Source organism: Sphingobium sp. CFD-2 (assembly GCF_024611135.1).
Classification (GTDB): Bacteria; Pseudomonadota; Alphaproteobacteria; order Sphingomonadales; family Sphingomonadaceae; genus Sphingobium; species Sphingobium fuliginis.
In genome coordinates, this window is sequence record NZ_CP084405.1 from 61,730 (window position 1) to 77,748 (window position 16,019).

13 protein-coding genes are annotated in these 16,019 nt (G+C 67.2%); 4 read left to right on the plus strand and 9 right to left on the minus strand.

Annotated elements, in window-relative coordinates; all coding sequences use genetic code 11:
- Positions 1 to 36: 36 nt before the first annotated feature.
- Positions 37 to 2,295 carry a TonB-dependent receptor gene (locus tag LDB29_RS00285; RefSeq protein WP_025548768.1) on the plus strand — a complete coding sequence of 753 codons (2,259 nt, stop codon included), beginning with the start codon at positions 37 to 39 and terminating at the stop codon, positions 2,293 to 2,295.
- Here the strand turns inward: LDB29_RS00285 and LDB29_RS00290 are convergent.
- Positions 2,275 to 3,477, minus strand: coding sequence for an MFS transporter (locus LDB29_RS00290; protein ID WP_244968636.1), 1,203 nt, complete (start codon positions 3,475 to 3,477; stop codon positions 2,275 to 2,277). The genes LDB29_RS00285 and LDB29_RS00290 overlap by 21 nt on opposite strands.
- Before the next feature lie 119 nt (positions 3,478 to 3,596).
- On the opposite strand from LDB29_RS00290, the gene LDB29_RS00295 reads away from it, so the two are divergent.
- Positions 3,597 to 4,694, plus strand: coding sequence for a helix-turn-helix transcriptional regulator (locus tag LDB29_RS00295; protein WP_025548765.1), 1,098 nt, complete (start codon positions 3,597 to 3,599; stop codon positions 4,692 to 4,694).
- A gap of 20 nt (positions 4,695 to 4,714) precedes the next feature.
- Here the strand turns inward: LDB29_RS00295 and LDB29_RS00300 are convergent, their stop codons facing one another.
- The 8 genes from LDB29_RS00300 to hflK all read right to left on the minus strand — a co-directional run bounded on the left by LDB29_RS00300 (position 4,715) and on the right by hflK (position 14,293).
- Positions 4,715 to 6,049: a cell wall hydrolase gene (locus tag LDB29_RS00300; protein WP_099186208.1), complete on the minus strand. Its 1,335-nt coding sequence runs from the start codon at positions 6,047 to 6,049 to the stop codon at positions 4,715 to 4,717.
- Positions 6,050 to 6,079: 30 nt separating this feature from the next.
- The gene (gene cysK, locus LDB29_RS00305; protein ID WP_025548763.1) at positions 6,080 to 6,997 is read right to left on the minus strand and encodes a cysteine synthase A; all 918 of its coding nucleotides are present in this window, start codon (positions 6,995 to 6,997) and stop codon (positions 6,080 to 6,082) included.
- Positions 6,994 to 8,298, minus strand: coding sequence for an MFS transporter (locus LDB29_RS00310; protein WP_044661643.1), 1,305 nt, complete (start codon positions 8,296 to 8,298; stop codon positions 6,994 to 6,996). The genes cysK and LDB29_RS00310 overlap by 4 nt, the downstream gene beginning before the upstream one ends.
- Positions 8,299 to 8,472: 174 nt before the next feature.
- On the minus strand, positions 8,473 to 8,916 hold the full coding sequence (locus LDB29_RS00315) for a hypothetical protein (RefSeq protein ID WP_025548761.1): 444 nt from the start codon (positions 8,914 to 8,916) through the stop codon (positions 8,473 to 8,475).
- A 15-nt stretch (positions 8,917 to 8,931) separates the two neighbouring features.
- Positions 8,932 to 10,557, minus strand: coding sequence for a helicase HerA-like domain-containing protein (locus LDB29_RS00320; protein WP_025548760.1), 1,626 nt, complete (start codon positions 10,555 to 10,557; stop codon positions 8,932 to 8,934).
- A 145-nt stretch (positions 10,558 to 10,702) separates the two neighbouring features.
- On the minus strand, positions 10,703 to 12,211 hold the full coding sequence (locus LDB29_RS00325; protein WP_025548759.1) for a Do family serine endopeptidase: 1,509 nt from the start codon (positions 12,209 to 12,211) through the stop codon (positions 10,703 to 10,705).
- Between the two features lie 109 nt (positions 12,212 to 12,320).
- Positions 12,321 to 13,166: a protease modulator HflC gene (hflC, locus tag LDB29_RS00330; RefSeq protein ID WP_025548757.1), complete on the minus strand. Its 846-nt coding sequence runs from the start codon at positions 13,164 to 13,166 to the stop codon at positions 12,321 to 12,323.
- Positions 13,166 to 14,293, minus strand: coding sequence for an FtsH protease activity modulator HflK (gene hflK / locus LDB29_RS00335; RefSeq protein WP_025548756.1), 1,128 nt, complete (start codon positions 14,291 to 14,293; stop codon positions 13,166 to 13,168). The genes hflC and hflK overlap by 1 nt, the downstream gene beginning before the upstream one ends.
- Positions 14,294 to 14,627: 334 nt before the next feature.
- Here hflK and LDB29_RS00340 point away from each other — a divergent pair, with 334 nt between their 5' ends.
- Both LDB29_RS00340 and LDB29_RS00345 read left to right on the plus strand, forming a co-directional pair.
- A complete protein-coding gene (locus LDB29_RS00340) occupies positions 14,628 to 15,395 on the plus strand; it encodes an Mrp/NBP35 family ATP-binding protein (protein WP_226869663.1) in 768 nt (255 codons plus the stop codon).
- Between the two features lie 171 nt (positions 15,396 to 15,566).
- Complete coding sequence (locus tag LDB29_RS00345) at positions 15,567 to 15,995, plus strand: CoA-binding protein (RefSeq protein WP_025548752.1); 429 nt, start codon at positions 15,567 to 15,569, stop codon at positions 15,993 to 15,995.
- The last annotated feature ends 24 nt before the right edge of the window (positions 15,996 to 16,019 follow it).

Sequence of the window (16,019 nt, forward strand, 5' to 3'; positions counted from 1 at the left end):
CCATGGGCGCGCCTGTGTTGCGCTTTCGCACTGGCCATGGCGGCGCCTGCCTATGGGCAGGAGGGCGATGAAGCCGGGGAACCTTCGGCCGGCGAGCATGCCGTCTTCGTCACCGCCCGTCGCGTGGCCGAAGCGCAGGAGAGGGTGCCGATCAGTCTTGACCGCCTTGATGCGGCCGATCTGGAACGGCGCGGTATTGCCAGGCTGGCCGATCTGGCTGGCGTGGCGCCTAATCTCACCATGCCGACCATAGGTGCCTTTGGTGCGCAGCAGCCGATCATGCGCGGCGTCTTTTCTCCCATCGGCGCATCCACGATCGGCCTCTATGTCGATGATGTGCCTATTCAGATCCGGTCGCTGGAGGTGGCGGGCAATCCCGACCTGCGCCGTTTCGACCTCGACCGCGTCGAGGTGCTGCGCGGGCCGCAGGGCACGCTGTTCGGCGCGGATTCCATGGGCGGCACCATCCGCACCCTGACCCGGCAGCCTCAACTGGAAGGCTTGGATGGGCAGGCCAGCGGCGAGTTTGCGTTGGTCGGGAGAGGGGGATTCAGCCGCGAAATGCAGGCGGCCCTGGGCGGCGCCATATTGCCCGGCCGGATCGGCATGCGCGTCAGCGCTTATTATCGCCGCGATGCCGGCGTTATCGACCGGTTCGACCCTGCTTCCGGCGGCCTGTTGACGAAGAATATCGATCACGACGCGGCGCTGGGTCTGCGCTTCGCGTTGAAGGCGGCTCTTGGCGAGCGCCTGGAGTTGACGCCGTCGCTCTTCTTCCAGAGGGCGAAGCGGGGCGACCTGCCCTTTTACGAAAGCAGCCTGGGTCTCTTCCGTCAGACCGCCAGCCTCCGCCAGCCGGGCCATGATCGTTTCCTTTTGCCCGACCTCACCGCGCGGCTGGACCTGGGCGGCGCCGTGCTGACCGGCGTCACCGCCTGGTTGGACCGCCGCAACCGCCAGATAGTGGATTATTCGGGCTATTTCGGAGAGATCATATTGGGTGGCATGGTCCCGGGAATCCGCACGCCGGGCGGCAGCTATAGCCGGACGACGGTCGATCAAACGGTTTTCACGCAGGAGTTGCGCATTGCATCCGCCGATCCTCGTGCGTCCGTCCGCTGGCTCGTCGGCGGCTTCTACAGCCGATCGCGGATCGCCATGGAACAGCATGTGGTCGAGCCTGGGATCGCCGATCTCGCGCAGTCGCAACTGGGCCTGTCGATCGAGGAGATTTTCGGCCTGCCGTTGCTGCCCGGCGGGCTGAGCTATCAAAGCCGGCAGCAAATTCGCGAGCGCACGCTGGCGGTTTTCGGGCAGGCAAACTGGACCTTCGCGCCCCGTTGGGAAGTGACGGGAGGCCTGCGTCTGTCCTATAATCCATTGCGCTTCCGCTTGATGTCGGAGGGGCCTTTTGCGGGCGGCAGCAACGCGGTCGGGCCCCGGGGACAAAGCGATACGCCCCTCATTCCCTATGCCGGGCTGTCCTGGCGACCGGGGGGCGACAGTCTTGTCTATCTGAGCGCCGGCAAGGGTTTTCGCGGCGGGGGGACCAATGGAGCGGTGCCGGCGAACAGTTGCGCGGCCGATCTTTCGGCGCTGGGCCGCGCTGCCGCACCGGACAGCTATGGCTCCGACTCGCTCTGGAGTTATGAGGTGGGCGTAAAGGCGGGATTGCCCGCTCGGCGGCTTCACTTGTCGTTGGCCGCTTTCCGCATCGACTGGCGACGCATACAGCAGTCCGTCACCTTGCCCAATTGCGGCTTTTCCTATGTCGACAACCTGGGGGCGGCTCGCAACCAGGGTGTCGAGCTGGCGTTACGGAGCGAGCCGCTGCGGCGGCTGGTGCTGGATTTCTCGTTCGGCTTCGTGGATGCGCGTTTCCGCCGCGATGTTGGGCTTCCAGGCTCGACTATCGTCGCGGCGGGCGACCGGATACCCTATGTACCGCGATGGTCGGGGACGCTGGCGGCGGAATATGGCTTTACGCTGCCGGGGCGGCTGGACGGTTTCGTGCGGACCGAATGGCGGCAGGCAGGGCGCTATCGCCGCGCACCTTCGACCCGGTCGGTGGCCTATGATCCGCGTGTCTATTCGGGCGAGGGAAGCGAACTGCTGTTCCTGCGCATGGGGCTTGGCCGCGATGGCTGGCAGTTGTCCGCCTTTGTCGACAATCTGCTGAACAGCCGCGCGCTGCTCTACCGCAATGCGGAGCTGGTGCCGGTAACCGGATCGCCGCTGCGCGAAATGGCGCAACGGCCGCGCACTGTCGGTCTGTCAGCCAGCTTCGCACTGTGACGAACGAACCGATGCGATAAGCGGCGCGGCGGCCAGTGCGAGTGCCGCATAGACCGAGACGGGCAAGCCGTAACCGCCGCCCGCCGCGCGCATCTGGTCTGTCCAGAGCGGCGCCAGCGCGCCAACCAGGCTGATGATCGCGGTGTTGAGGCCGAGCAGCCGGGGGAACGCCTCCGCCTCCGCCGCGTCGGCGAGCAGCATCGATCCCGACTGGCCCGGCAGCGCGCTCGCAACGCCCCAGAGCAGGACGAACAGCCAGACCCCGGCCATGTCCATCATGCGGACCCCCAGCAGCGCCATGGTCCCCGCGGCCAGCAGCAGCGCCGTCGCGGTCAGGCTGCGCCGCGCGCCGAGCCGGTCGGCCAGCATGCCGCCCATCAACAGGGCGGGCAGGCCGAGCAGATTGGCGCTGCTATAGGCGAGGACCGCCGTGGATTGGCTCAGGCCCTCCGCCATCAGGCTGTCCACCGCCGCGAACAGCACGCCGTTGATCGCGAGCTGCAACAGGGTCATGGCCAGCGCGATCCTGAGGAAATTCCCCGTCCGGATGGCTGCTGGACGCGCGGTCCGCTCCACCGGCATCGGCCCGGCATCCGTCCGGCCCCCGGGGACGAGCAGCACCAGCAGGGGGCAGGCCAGCATGATCGCCGCCGAGCAGAACAGCATGGCCATGCGCCAGGTCCAGAAGGTCATGGCCGCCGCGACAAATGGCGGTACGACGGCGCCCGCCACGACGGCGGCGCCCAGAAAGACCGCAAGCGCGAGGCCTCGCCGCGCCACATGATGCCGCGTGATGACGGCGATGCCGGGCACGATGGTCGATGCGCCCGCGCCGAAGCCCGACAGCGCCATGCCCGCCATCAAGGCCGTTCGCTGCTGCGCGATGGCGGCGAGCGCGAAGCCGGCCGCACTGAGCAGAACGCCGATCAGCAGCACCGGCCGGACGCCGGCTTTTCCCATGGACGAACCGACCGCCAGGCTGGCAAGGCTCATCGCCAGCAGGAACGCGGTGGCGCCGCCGCCCGCCTGCCCCCCGAAATCGGCCGCGATCCCGGGCAGGAGCACGCCCAGCGACATCAGCGTGCACCCCTGGACCAGCAGCGTCATGGCCGACAGGGCGAGGACCGGAAGCCAGGCGCCGTCTGCGGAAAAGCGGGGGAGGAGGAGCAAGGGACGCGGCACGACGGCAGCTTTATCCGTTTTTCCAGCAATTTGAATGGATCGGTGTCCGATTTGTGCAATGCGGCAGGGCGCAATTGCGTATATTCCGCATGGGGACGTGGAGAGATCGGGGCAAAGCTGTGATCCGGACGGAGGATATTTACGACGCGGCGACCGACGACGGCGCGTTCGACCGGCTGGCTTCGACGCTGGCCGATGCGGTCGGCGCGCGCTCGGGCGTTCTGCATTGGGGCCGCACGCCCCAGCATGTCGCGGAAATCTCCTACTCCGGCTATTTCACCGATGCGCAAATGGCGCTTTACGACGAGGAGTTTCAGGACGACGACATTTGGGGCGTCGCGCTGGACCGGGCAGAGGCGGTCAATCGCGTCTGGAATGTCGAAGCGCTCGTACCGACCCATGCCTATGAAGGCAGCCGCATCTACAATGAGTGGATCAAGGGCATGGGCGACGACACTTTCCGCTGTCTGGGCGGCGTGATCCGGAAGGACGGGACGACCGGCCATATCGGCCTGCATCGGGGGCGCACGCAAAAGCCGTTCAACGAGGACGAAGTGCGGGCGATGCAGGACAGCATCGATCATATCGGCCGCATGTTCGCGATCCGCAGCAAGCTGGACCGCGCCAACCATTATGGCCGTTCGCTGCACGCCACGCTCGACATGGTGGGCCATGCCGTCTTCACCCTGCGCGCCAACGGCGCGCTGATCGACTGCAACCGAATGGCGGACGCGCTGCTGCGCCGGGGCGATGCGCTGAGCTTGCGGCAGCGGCAGTTGAAGGCGCGCGATCCCCGCGACGACGAAGCGTTGCAGGCCGCCTTCAGGGCTGCGACGGCCCGGCAGGGTGGACAGGCGAGCGCGATCTTCGTCCATCGCGAACGGGGCGCGCCCTATGTGCTGTCGATCGCCGCGGTGCGGGTCGGCATGGAGCGGCAGATCGTCGCGATCGCCACCGATCCCGCGGACCGGGACCAGAGCCTCGCCAGCCGCATCCGATCGCTTTACGGCCTCACCAGGGCGGAGGCGGAGGTGGCCGAAGCGCTTTGCCAGGGACGGGGCCTGGAAGACCTGTCGCAGGAACGCGGCGTGGCGCTCAACACCGTGCGGACGCAGATCAAGAATATCTATGTGAAGCTGGATTGCAGCCGCCAGTCCGAACTGGTCGCCCGCATCGGCGCGCTGCCGCGCCTGAGCGGGTTCGAGAACATGGAATAGCAGGCGAGGCGGAGCGCCCTTCAGGGTTGGGCGGGCGCCGTCACGGCCGGCGACGGCGGCGCAATCTTCACAACTTCGAAGCGTTCCTTGCGGCGCACGCCCGCCAGTTCCGGCGCGGCGGGCGGCGGCGGCGGGGCTGCCGCCCTGGGGTTCCGCTGGAGCATGCATTCATCCTTGTTGCCGCGCGGCGTCTGGAAGCAGTTCCAGAGCGAGCGCTGCAATCCCGTCGCGCTGTTGTGGATATAGGCGAAGGCCATGCTTTCCATCTGGTCGCCCGACAGAGGCAGGCCGCCCGGCGCGGTTCCCGCTCGCCAGGCCATGATCCGGCATTCCGGGCGCCCGGCGCAGAAGGTCTGGGCCATGGTCGGCCAACTGTCGGGGGAGATGGCGCGCCCCAGTTCGACCAGGAAACTCCTGGCCCCCGGCGCGATGGCGATGAGCCGGACGCCGGCCATCGTCCGGCCCAGCGAATCCGCCCCTATCGCCTGCTGCGGCCGGGCGGCGAGGTCGGCCAGCGTGCCGTCGGTCAGGGCAGGCGGGGACAGACCGGCGGGCGCATCCGGATCGCCCTGGTGCGCGGCGGACAGGCGCGCGATGCGCTGCACCAGCGGCTCGCCGCTTTCGCCCGCGCGGCGGAAGGCGGGGGGCGTGCCCCACCAGCCCCGCCAGCGGAAGAAGAGATGGGTGCCCACGGACGTGATCTTGTCCAGGCTGCCGCTCCAATAGGGCACGACCCAATCGGTATGATAATGGGTGGCGTAGCCGACCGGCTTGTACACCTTGCCCGCCAGGGCCGCCCGCGCGATGTCCCGCGCCCTTTCCCAGGCCGCCTGTGTCGGCGTGCGGGCGAGCGCGCCGTCGCAGGTGAAGGTGAACTGGCACCCCGTAGCCCGTTCCTGCCCCTGGAAGACGACGCCGCAGACCGTCTTGGGAAAGGCGGGATGCCGCACGCGGTTCAGCACCACCTGCGCGACGGCCCGCTCGCCCACGGCATCGTCGCCCGCCTCGTAAAGCTGCGCGGCGGCCAGGCAGTCCGTGGCGCGGGCAAGGTCGATGGGCGATCCTGAGAAGAGGAATGGCCGCGCCGCCGGATTGGGCAGGCGGGAGAAGGGAATGGCGGCGTTGAAGGCCCGCGCCTGATCGCGCTCCAGCGCATAGACCTCCACCGGCGCGACCGCCGGCGGCGGCGTGGCGGGGCGCGTGAGCCGGGCGGCGGCGACGGCTTCCGGGCGCGGCCTGCCGGGAGGCACCCGCGCCTCCCAGGCGGAAACCATAGCGGGCAGGCCGACGAACAGCACGAGCCAGAGCAGCCACATCGAACAATGCGGCTGGCTGGTGGGGTTTGCGTCGGTCATGCCCGTTCCGGCTCTTGCCTGTGTCTGGCCTTATTCGGGCAGGAAGTCGGGCACCGACAGATAGCGTTCGCCGGTGTCATAGTTGAAGCCCAGAACGCGGCTGCCCGCCGGGAGTTCCGGCAGCTTCTGATGGATGGCGGCCAGCGTCGCGCCGGAGGAGATGCCGATCAGCACGCCTTCCTCCCGCGCGGCGCGGCGGGCAAATTCCTTGGCGTCGGCCGGATCGACCTGGATCACGCCGTCCAGCAACTGGGTGTGGAGGTTGGCGGGAATGAAGCCCGCGCCGATCCCCTGGATCGGGTGAGGACCGGGCTGGCCGCCGCTGATGACATGGGACAGGGTCGGTTCGACCGCATAGACCTTCAGATGGGGCCAGAGCTGCTTGAGCACCTGCGCGACGCCGGTGATGTGGCCGCCGGTGCCGACGCCGGTAATCAGGGCGTCAAGCGGCGAGTCGGCAAAGTCCGTGGCGATTTCATGCGCCGTGGTGCGGACATGCACGTCGATATTGGCGGGGTTCTCGAACTGTTGCGGCATCCAGGAACCGGGGGTCTGCTCGACCAGTTCCAGCGCACGCTCGATCGCGCCCTTCATGCCCTTTTCGCGCGGCGTCAGGTCGAAGCTGGCGCCATAGGCCAGCATCAGCCGGCGGCGTTCCAGGCTCATGCTCTCGGGCATGACCAGGATCAGCTTGTAGCCCTTGACCGCCGCGACCATGGCCAGGCCGACGCCGGTATTGCCGGATGTCGGTTCGATGATGGTGCCGCCGGGCTTGAGATCGCCCGACGCCTCCGCCGCCTCGATCATCGACAGGGCGATTCGGTCCTTGATCGACCCGCCGGGGTTGGACCGTTCGGACTTGATCCACACCTCCGCATCACCGAACAGCCGGTTGACGCGGATATGCGGCGTGTTGCCGATGGTTTCCAAGATACTGGATGCCTTCATTGCACTTTCTCCTGCGTGGGCTCGGCCGCCCTTGTTTCGGGTGGGTCGAAGGTACGGGCAAGGCGGAGTTCTGGAAAGAGCTTCGCCCAGATAAGGGTTATCACGATGGCGCCGATCCCGCCGCCGATCACCGCCGCGACCGGCCCGACCAGCGCGGCGAGGAAGCCGGACTCCGCCTCGCCCAGTTCGTTGGAGGCGGAAATGGTGAGCTGCGACAGGCTGGATACGCGGCCGCGCATCTCGTCGGGGGTGTGAAGCTGGATCAGCGACTGGCGGACATAGACGGACACCATGTCGGCCGATCCCAGCAGGATCAGCGCGCCGATGCCGACTTCCGGCGCGATGGCGCGGGGCAGGAAGGCGGTCGAGCCGAAGACGATCGTGGCGATGCCGAAGAGGATGACGGCGCCCAGCATCTTGAGTCCGACTTCCGTCTTCATCGGCCGGAAGGAGAAGAAAAGGGCGGTGACCCCCGCGCCGATGCCGGGGGAAGCGGCAAGATGGCCGAGGCCGGCCGAACCCACATGCAATATGTCGCGGGCATAGACCGGCAACAGCGCCGTCGCGCCCGCCAGCAGCACCGCGAACAGGTCGAGCGTGATGGTCGCCAGAACCAGCCGGTTGGTGCGGACATAGGTGAGGCCGTCGATCATCTGGCGCACCGGGTGCCGGCTGGTGTCGCGCGGCGGCTGAGGCACCGGGCCGATCAGCATCATGCAGAGCAGGGCGACCGTAAACAGGCCCGAGGCCAGCGCATAGGCCCCCCAGGGCTGCATCGCATAGGCATAGCCGCCCAGCGCCGGGCCCGCGATCATGCCCGCCTGCCACACGACGCTGGAAATGGCGATCGCGTTGGGCAGCAGTTCGCGCGGGACCAGATTGGGGGCGAGCGCGCTATAGGCCGGGCCATTGAATGCACGCGCGACGCCGACCAGGGCGGCGATGCCGAAGATCAGCGGCAGGCTGACCCAGCCCTCATAGGTGGCGAAGGCGAGGACGGCCGACGCCAGCACCAGCAGCAGCAGGGTGAAACGGGTGATCAGGCGCCGGTCGAAATGGTCGGCCACCCATCCCGTCACGGGCGTCAGGAAGAAGAGGGGCAGGAACTGCGCCAGCCCGATCAGGCCGAGCTGGGCCGAGGCGGCGGCGGTGCTCATCGTTTCGCGGGCGACATTATAGGCCTGCCAGCCCAATATGATCATCATGCTATATTGCGCCAGAACCGTCGCCAGCCGCCCCAGAAGATAGGCCCGGAAATTGCCGAAGCGCAGGGGATGGGCGGGAACCGGGGGGCTAAGCATGCGCCCTCCTTAGCGCCTGCACAATGATCCTCGCAACCGCGGCGGTAGAGAAAAGGCGCAGCAATATTTGGGGCGGTGATGGTCTGGCTTTAGAGGAGATCGGGCCTGTTCCCCATGCGATTGGGCATGGCGGCTTTCGGCTGGGCAGGCTTTCCGTGTCGGTGGGGGCGAACCCTAGCGATCCGGCTGCAACAGGATGCCGCTTACCGATCCATTGCGCACCGAGCAGACGAAGGGCACCGACCGCCGGCCGTCGAACGGACCGACTTCGCCTTCCACTTCCCAACCGGTGGACATGGTGCTGGCGGCGATCCGTCCCAGGACCTTCGCGCCAGGTCCTGCCTCTTCCCGCGCCTTGGCCGCGCAGGCATTGCGGGCTGCCGTGGCGGTCTGGATCGGGCCGTAGCCGGGCGACACATAGGGTTGACGCCTGGCATCGCGTTCGGCCTGACGGTCGCGGGCGATGTCGCTGGCGATGGCGGCGTCCGTGGCGCGGCGCAGGTCGCGATAATCCTGTGCATGGGCGGGCAGGGCAGGCCCCAGACCCAGGGTGCAGATGGCCAGGGTGAAGATGCCCCGGGTGAAGATGCCTAAGGTGAAGATGATCGTCTTTCGCATGGCATGTCTCCCCTCTTATTTGAACAGGCTGCCCAATATGCCGCGCACCAGTTGCCCCGCAATGCCGCCGGACCTGCGGCTGGACCCGCCGAAGACCGCCCGGCCGATTTCATTGGCGACCTGACGCCCGACGGACGAGGCGGCGGAACGGGTCGCGGACTGGATCGCCTTGTCGAAGGAGGAGGGCCTGGCGGCTTCGCGGGCGGCGGCGGCTTCCTGCCGCGCCTGTTCCTTTAGCTGGGCCTCGCGCTGCTTGGCCTCTATTTTGGCCTGGGCGGCGGCCGCCTTGTCCGCTTCGGCCTGCGCCTTGGCGGCCTGGGCGGCGGCGGCGGCGGCCTGACCCCGGGCGGCGAGGATTTCCTCGGCCGACTCCCGATCGACGGTCGCGTCATATTTGCCCGCGCAGGGCGATATGGACTGGATGATCGCCCGTTCCCTGGCATCAAGCGGGCCCAGGCGCGACCGGGGCGGGGCGATCAACGTGCGCTGGACGATGCCGGGCGAGCCGTCCTCCTGCAGCAGCGACACCAGCGCCTCGCCCACCTTGAGTTCGGTGATCGCGGTTTCGACGTTCAGGTCCGGATTGACGCGGAAGGTTTCCGCCGCTGCCTTGATCGCCTTCTGGTCGCGGGGGGTGAAGGCGCGCAGGGCGTGCTGGACCCGATTGCCAAGCTGGCCCGCCACATCTTCCGGAATGTCGATCGGGTTCTGCGTCACGAAATAGACGCCGACGCCCTTGGAACGGATCAGTCGCACCACCTGTTCGATCTTGTCGGTCAGCGCCTTGGGCGCATCGTCGAAGAGGAGATGCGCCTCGTCGAAGAAGAAGACGAGGACCGGCTTGTCCGGGTCGCCCACCTCCGGCAGCGTCTCGAACAGTTCGGAGAGCAGCCAGAGCAGGAAGGTGGCGTAGAGCTTCGGGCTCTGCATCAGCCTGTCGGCGGCGAGGATGTTGACATAGCCGCGCCCCTTTTCATCCACCTGCAACATGTCGTGGATGTCGAGCGCGGGTTCGCCGAAGAAATGGTCGCCGCCCTGGCTTTCGAGCTGGAGCAATTGCCGCTGGATCGCGCCGACGCTGGCCTTGGTCACATTGCCGTAGCGCGCGGACAGGCTGTCGGCATTTTCCGCGCAATAGGCCAGCATTGCCTGCAGGTCGCCCAGGTCGAGCAGCAGCAGCCCTTCCTCATCGGCATATTTGAAGGCGATGGAGAGCACGCCCTCCTGCGTTTCGTTGAGGTCCATCAGCCGGGAAAGCAGCAGCGGCCCCATCTCGCTGACGGTGGTGCGGACGGGATGGCCCTGCTCGCCGTACAAGTCCCAGAAGATGGCGGGATTGTCGGCATAGCTGTAATTGTCGAGGCCGATCTCCCTGGCCCGCGCCACCAGCTTGTCCGCATTTTTCGCGGTGGGGGAGCCGGCCATGGCAATGCCCGCCAGGTCGCCCTTCACGTCGGCGAGGAAGACGGGCACGCCCAGCGCGGAGAAGCTTTCGGCTATGCCCTGGAGCGTCACGGTCTTGCCCGTGCCGGTCGCGCCGGCGATCAGGCCATGGCGATTGGCCCGGCGCAGGTTCAGCGTCTGGGGGATGCCGCCGTCCTTGTCCGGCGCGCCAAGGCCGATGAAAATGCCGTCGCTCATCTCGCGTCATTCTCCCAAAAAGGTGACGGGCCGCGCCCACTGGAGTCTGCCGTCCCTTTGTAGAGGCGAGGCAGGGCTTCCGGCAAGCGCGACCCGTAACGATCGGCTGGTTTTCAGCTCTGGGCCTGTCGTGCGGCGCGCGCGCTTATTTGTCGCGCAGCCGCACGGGCAGGAACACGGCGGGCTGGCCGCGCCGCAGCACCTGGAGCAGGATCGCGCTGCGGCCCTGCGCCGACACCGCCTTCACCTGCGCGTCGAGGTCCGCCTGGGTCGCGACGGGCCGGTTGTTCGCGGTGATGATGACGTCGCCGCGGCGCAGGCCCTTGGCGCCTGCATCGGTCGAGCCGTCGACGGCGGTGATCACGATACCCCGCGTATCGGCGGCGATGCCGAGCTGGCGGATGATGGTCGAGGTCAGCGGAATGGCCGAAATGCCCAGCGACTGCTGGCTGGCCTGGCCATTATTGGAGGGGTTCTCCTGCTGCTGGCTGAAATCCTCATCCTGGCTCTGGGCGAAGGCGTTGAGTTCGTCTTCGGACGGGCGTTCGCCCACGACGGCCGTCACCGTCTGCCGCTGTCCATTGCGCAGCAGCACGATCGGCACGCGTCCGCCGATCGGCTGGTTGGCGACGATGGACGAGAGATTCTGGTCCGGCGTCACTTCCTGGCCGGCGACGCTGACGATCACGTCGCCCGCCTTGATCCCGGCCTTGTCGGCGCCCTTGCCGGGCTCCACGCCCTGCACGAATTCGCCGCGATTCTTGGCGAGGCCAAGGGAATCGGCCAGATCCTCGCCCAGCGGGCTGATCTGGATGCCCAGATAGCCGCGCTTGACGGCCTGGCCCTTGCGCAGCGTGTCGACGATGGGCGCCGCCTGTTCCGACGGGATGGCGAAGCCGATGCCGACATTGCCGCCCGAGGGCGACAGGATCTGGCTGTTGATGCCGATCACATTGCCGCGCATGTCGAACATCGGACCGCCGCTATTGCCCTGGTTGATCGAGGCGTCGGTCTGGATGAACTTGTCGTAGGTGCCGCCGGTGCCGCGATGCACGGCGGAAATGATGCCGGCCGTCACCGTGCCCGACAGGGCGAAGGGATTGCCGATGGCGATCACCCAGTCGCCCACGCGCGCCTTGGTGCTGTCCCCGAACTTCACGAAGGGCAGGGCTTTCCTCGGCTCGATCTTGAGCACGGCGATGTCGGTCGCGGGATCGCGGCCCACCAGCTTGGCGGGATATTCCTCGCTATTGGTCAGCGTGACGGTGATGGAATCGACGCTGGCCCCTTCCGCGCCGGCGGACACCACATGGTTGTTGGTGACGATATAGCCGTCGGCGGAGATGATGAAGCCCGACCCCAGCGATTGCGCCTGACGGGTCTGCGGCCTTCCGCCCGGAGCGCCGAACAGGTCGCCAAAGGGCGTGCCGGCGAAGGGATTCTGCACCTGCACGCGCTGCTTGGTGGAAATGTTGACCACGGCCGGTTGCAGCTTCTCGACCATGTCGGCCAGGCTTGCCGGGGCGCCGGCGGGGGCGGCGGCCTGCATGCCTTCATTCTGCGCGACCTGCGCGCCGACATTGGAACTGGTCGTGACGGCGATGGCCGTGCCGCCGAGCAGCAGGGCGCCGGTAATGGCATAAGCGTAACGCACTCGTGACGGTCCTCTCATGAACTTGCGAAGGAAAGGCGGGACTCTGCGATGAGCGGGATGCGCCGTCTTGCCTTAACCCTCATTGAATGACGCTGGTTCCGTAATGAAATCAACGCCCCTGGAACTGCTTCAGGAAATCATTGTCGCGGGAGAGGACCATGGTGGTCGACCCCTGCCGGTCCGGAGCGAAAGTATAGCGATAGGCCTGCATGGCGCGATAGAAATCGTAGAACTGGGCGTCCTTGCCGAAGCTTTCCGAATAGATGCGGGCGGCGTTGGCGTCCGCCTCCGCGCGGATGATCTGCGCCTGCTTGGCGCCCTGAGCGCGGATGGTGAGCGCTTCCTGTTCCCGCGCCGTGCGCATGCGGGTGAAGGCGCTTTCCAGCGGCGCGCCGTCGGGCAGGTCGGCCCGCTTGATCCGCACATCGACGATCTGCGCGCCATATTGCCGGGCGACGCGGTTCAGGCCCGCCTCGATATTGTCCATCACTTGGCCCCGCTCGGGGGAGAGCAGCGCCGCGAAGGGCCGCTTGCCCAGTTCGTTGCGCAGCGCGGAGCCCAATATCGGGCGCAGGGCGTCCGACACCCGCTCCTCGCTGCCCGCCGCGATGTACATGCGCAGCGGATCGACGATGCGGTAACGGGCGAAGGCGTCGACCTGAAGCCGGAGCTGGTCGGTGGACAGCACCTGCTGCCGCTCCATCTCCACCGACAGGACGCGTTTGTCGATCCAGACGATCTGGTCGATGAACGGCCAGCGCAGGATGATCCCCGCGCCCGTCTTGCCGAAATCCTCGTTGGGGCGATAGCGGTTGATGATCTTCTTGGGATCGCCGAAGCGCACGATCACGCCCTGCTTGGTTTCAGGCACGATGGCGATGGTGCTGCCGATCAGCAGCAGCGCGGCGATGGCCAGCAGCGCCAGCGCGACGGGATGGCGGACGAGGTTCTGCATCACTGGCCCTCCACGGTCGCGCTGCCCTGCGCGGTGCCGCCCTGCGCCCGGCGCTTGAGTTCGGGAAGGGGCAGATAGGGCGTGACATTGCCGCTTTCGACGATGGTCTTGTCGACGTTCGACAGGACACCCTCCATGGTTTCATAATACATGCGGCGGCGGGTGACGTCGGGCGCGAGCCTGTACTGCTCATAGACCTTGTCGAAGGCGGCGGCTTCGCCCTGCGCCTTGGCGGTCACCTGCTGCGCGGCGGCGCGGGCTTCGTTGAGATAGGTCTGGGCCGTCTGCTGCGCCGCGGACACCGCCTTGAACGCATCGTTGACGGCGGTCGGCGGATCGGCCTGCTTGATCGCGACGCCCTGCACGCGGATGCCCGAGCGGTAGCCGTCCAATATCTCCTGCATCCGTTGTTCGACCTGCTGCTCGATCTCCGTGCGGCCGGCGCCCAGCGCATCCTCCAGGCTGACGCTGGCGACGACGGAGCGCATCGCGCTTTCGGCGACTTCGCGCACCGATGAGTCAGGGTCGGAAAGCTGGAACAGATAGAGTTCCGGGCTGCGGATGTTCCAGCGCACGGAATAAGCGAGGTCGATGATGTTCTGGTCGCCGGTCAGGACCAGATTCTCGCTCTCCGCCCGCGTCGAGCCGATGTCGATGGTGCGGATTTCCTCGACGTCGACGGTCGTCACATTTTCCAGCGGGGCAGGCAGCGTCAGGCTGATGCCGGGGGACAGGGTGCGGCTGTATTTGCCCAGCAGGGTGACGACGCCGCGTTCCTGCGGGCCGACCCGGTGGAAGCAGGTCAGGACCAGCCACAGCACCACCAATATGCCGATGGCGGCCGGCCACAGCGCCTTGCCGGATGGGCGGGGCGGCAGATTGCCGAAGCCGCCACCCCCCTGGCCGAAGCTTTCCTTGCTGCGGCGGAGCAGTTCCTCGATCGCGGAAGGGCCCTTGGCGCCGGGGCGTCCCGGCTGGGTCCACGGGTTGCGCGGCCCGTCGCTGCCCTTGCCTTCGCCGCCCTTGCCCTGGCCGTCATTGCCGTCCGGACCGTCGCTCTTGCCGCCCCACGGACCCTGGGCCATGGCGCTCGCTATGCCCGGCATCCACCCGAAAAATCTCTTCATGCCTTCTCTATAGGTAGGCTCTCCGGCGAAAAACAGTGCCCTTCGCAACGATTATTGTTTCGAATGATGTCGATGGCCAAGAAAAACGGCGGCCTGCCGGTTTCGCCGGACGGGGAAAGTCCCTAGATGGCCTGCCATGACCCAGCTTGAAGATTTCGCCGCTCGACTCAAAACGCTGACCGACGGCCGCGCCAGCGCGCCGCGCCTCAAGGACGGGGTGATGTCGCTGGTGCTGGACGTGGCGGGCCTGTCGTCCGATCAGCGCGAAGCCGTGGCCGCCGCGATCCGGGAGGGCGCGCTGACCGTGCCCGGTGTCGAGGATGTGCGCATCGCCATGACGGCCGAGCGCAGGCCGCTGAAGATCGTCGCCGTCGCATCGGGCAAGGGCGGGGTGGGCAAATCCACGCTGTCGGCCAATCTCGCCGTCGCGCTGCAAAGGCTGGGGGTGAAGGTCGGGCTGGTCGACGCCGATATTTACGGCCCGTCGCAGGCGCGGCTGATGGCCAGCGAGGACAGGAAGCCGCAGGCGAAGGACAAGCAGCTCATCCCGGTGCAGAGCCCCTTTGGCGTTCCGATGCTTTCCATGGGCCATCTGGTCGAGCCGGGCAAGGCGCTCGCCTGGCGCGGGCCGATGGCGGGCAATGCGCTGGCCCAGCTGATCGAGGCGGATTGGGGCGATGCGGAGCTGCTGATCGTCGACATGCCGCCGGGCACGGGCGATGTGCAGCTGTCGATGGTGCAGAAGCACAAGCCGGCCGGCGCCGTCATCGTCTCCACGCCGCAGGACCTGGCGCTGATCGACGCGGTACGCGCGGTGAGCCTGTTCGAGCAGACGCAGGTGCCGATGATCGGCCTGGTCGAGAATATGGCGGGCTATGCCTGCCCCCATTGCGGGGAAGTGTCGGACCCCTTCGGTCAGGGCGGCGCGGAAGCGGCCGCCGGGGAAATGGGGATGCCCTTCCTTGGCCGGATACCGCTCGCCATCGACATTCGCCGCCGGTCCGATGCGGGCGATCCTCCGGCGGCGGGGGACGACGCGCATGGTGTGGCTTTCCGCACGATTGCGGAGAAGGTCGTTGCGTGGCTGCGGGGTGGGCGCTGACGTCTTCACCCTGTTCCTTCTTTCGTCGTCCCGGCGATAGCCGGACCTCGTGAGACTACTCCATGCCCTATCGCCTGAGATCCCGGCTTCCGTGGGGATGAAGGGGTTGGAGGGAACGGCTTGCGCCTCTCCAGCGTCCTTCCCATGTCTCGCGAATATGGAGGACCCCTCATGCCGCTTACCGATGCGCAGGATATAGCCGATCTGTTGAACGAAACCCGCACCATAGCGCTGGTCGGCATTTCCGACCGGCCCGACCGGCCGAGCTATGGCGTGATGAAGACCCTTCAGGATCACGGCTATCGCGTGCTGCCCGTCAATCCGCAGATCGCGGGCGAGCATGTCCATGGCGAATTCGTCTGGGCCAGCCTGTCCGACATCGGCGTGCCGATCGACATGGTCGACATCTTCCGCCGCAGCGACGCCGCGGGGGAGGTCGTGGACGATGCCATAGCGGCAGGGGCCAAGGCGGTCTGGATGCAGTTGGCCGTGGTCGATGAGGCCGCGGCGGCCCGGGCTGAGGCGGCCGGGCTCAAGGTGGTGATGGATCGCTGCCCCGCCATCGAGATACGCCGGCTCCAGCTCAGGCCCGTCGCCTGAACCTTCGGGCGCAATAGGGCTTTG

What these genes read in the sequence shown, in the direction of transcription:
- LDB29_RS00285 (WP_025548768.1), top strand. Translation starts at nt 37, where the DNA reads ATGGCGGCGCCTGCCTATGGGCAGGAGGGCGATGAAGCCGGGGAACCT.
- LDB29_RS00300 (WP_099186208.1), bottom strand. Translation starts at nt 6,049, where the DNA reads ATGACCGACGCAAACCCCACCAGCCAGCCGCATTGTTCGATGTGGCTG.
- cysK (WP_025548763.1), bottom strand. Translation starts at nt 6,997, where the DNA reads ATGAAGGCATCCAGTATCTTGGAAACCATCGGCAACACGCCGCATATC.
- LDB29_RS00310 (WP_044661643.1), bottom strand. Translation starts at nt 8,298, where the DNA reads ATGCTTAGCCCCCCGGTTCCCGCCCATCCCCTGCGCTTCGGCAATTTC.
- LDB29_RS00315 (WP_025548761.1), bottom strand. Translation starts at nt 8,916, where the DNA reads ATGCGAAAGACGATCATCTTCACCTTAGGCATCTTCACCCGGGGCATC.
- LDB29_RS00320 (WP_025548760.1), bottom strand. Translation starts at nt 10,557, where the DNA reads ATGAGCGACGGCATTTTCATCGGCCTTGGCGCGCCGGACAAGGACGGC.
- hflC (WP_025548757.1), bottom strand. Translation starts at nt 13,166, where the DNA reads ATGCAGAACCTCGTCCGCCATCCCGTCGCGCTGGCGCTGCTGGCCATC.
- hflK (WP_025548756.1), bottom strand. Translation starts at nt 14,293, where the DNA reads ATGAAGAGATTTTTCGGGTGGATGCCGGGCATAGCGAGCGCCATGGCC.
- LDB29_RS00340 (WP_226869663.1), top strand. Translation starts at nt 14,628, where the DNA reads ATGACGGCCGAGCGCAGGCCGCTGAAGATCGTCGCCGTCGCATCGGGC.
- LDB29_RS00345 (WP_025548752.1), top strand. Translation starts at nt 15,567, where the DNA reads ATGCCGCTTACCGATGCGCAGGATATAGCCGATCTGTTGAACGAAACC.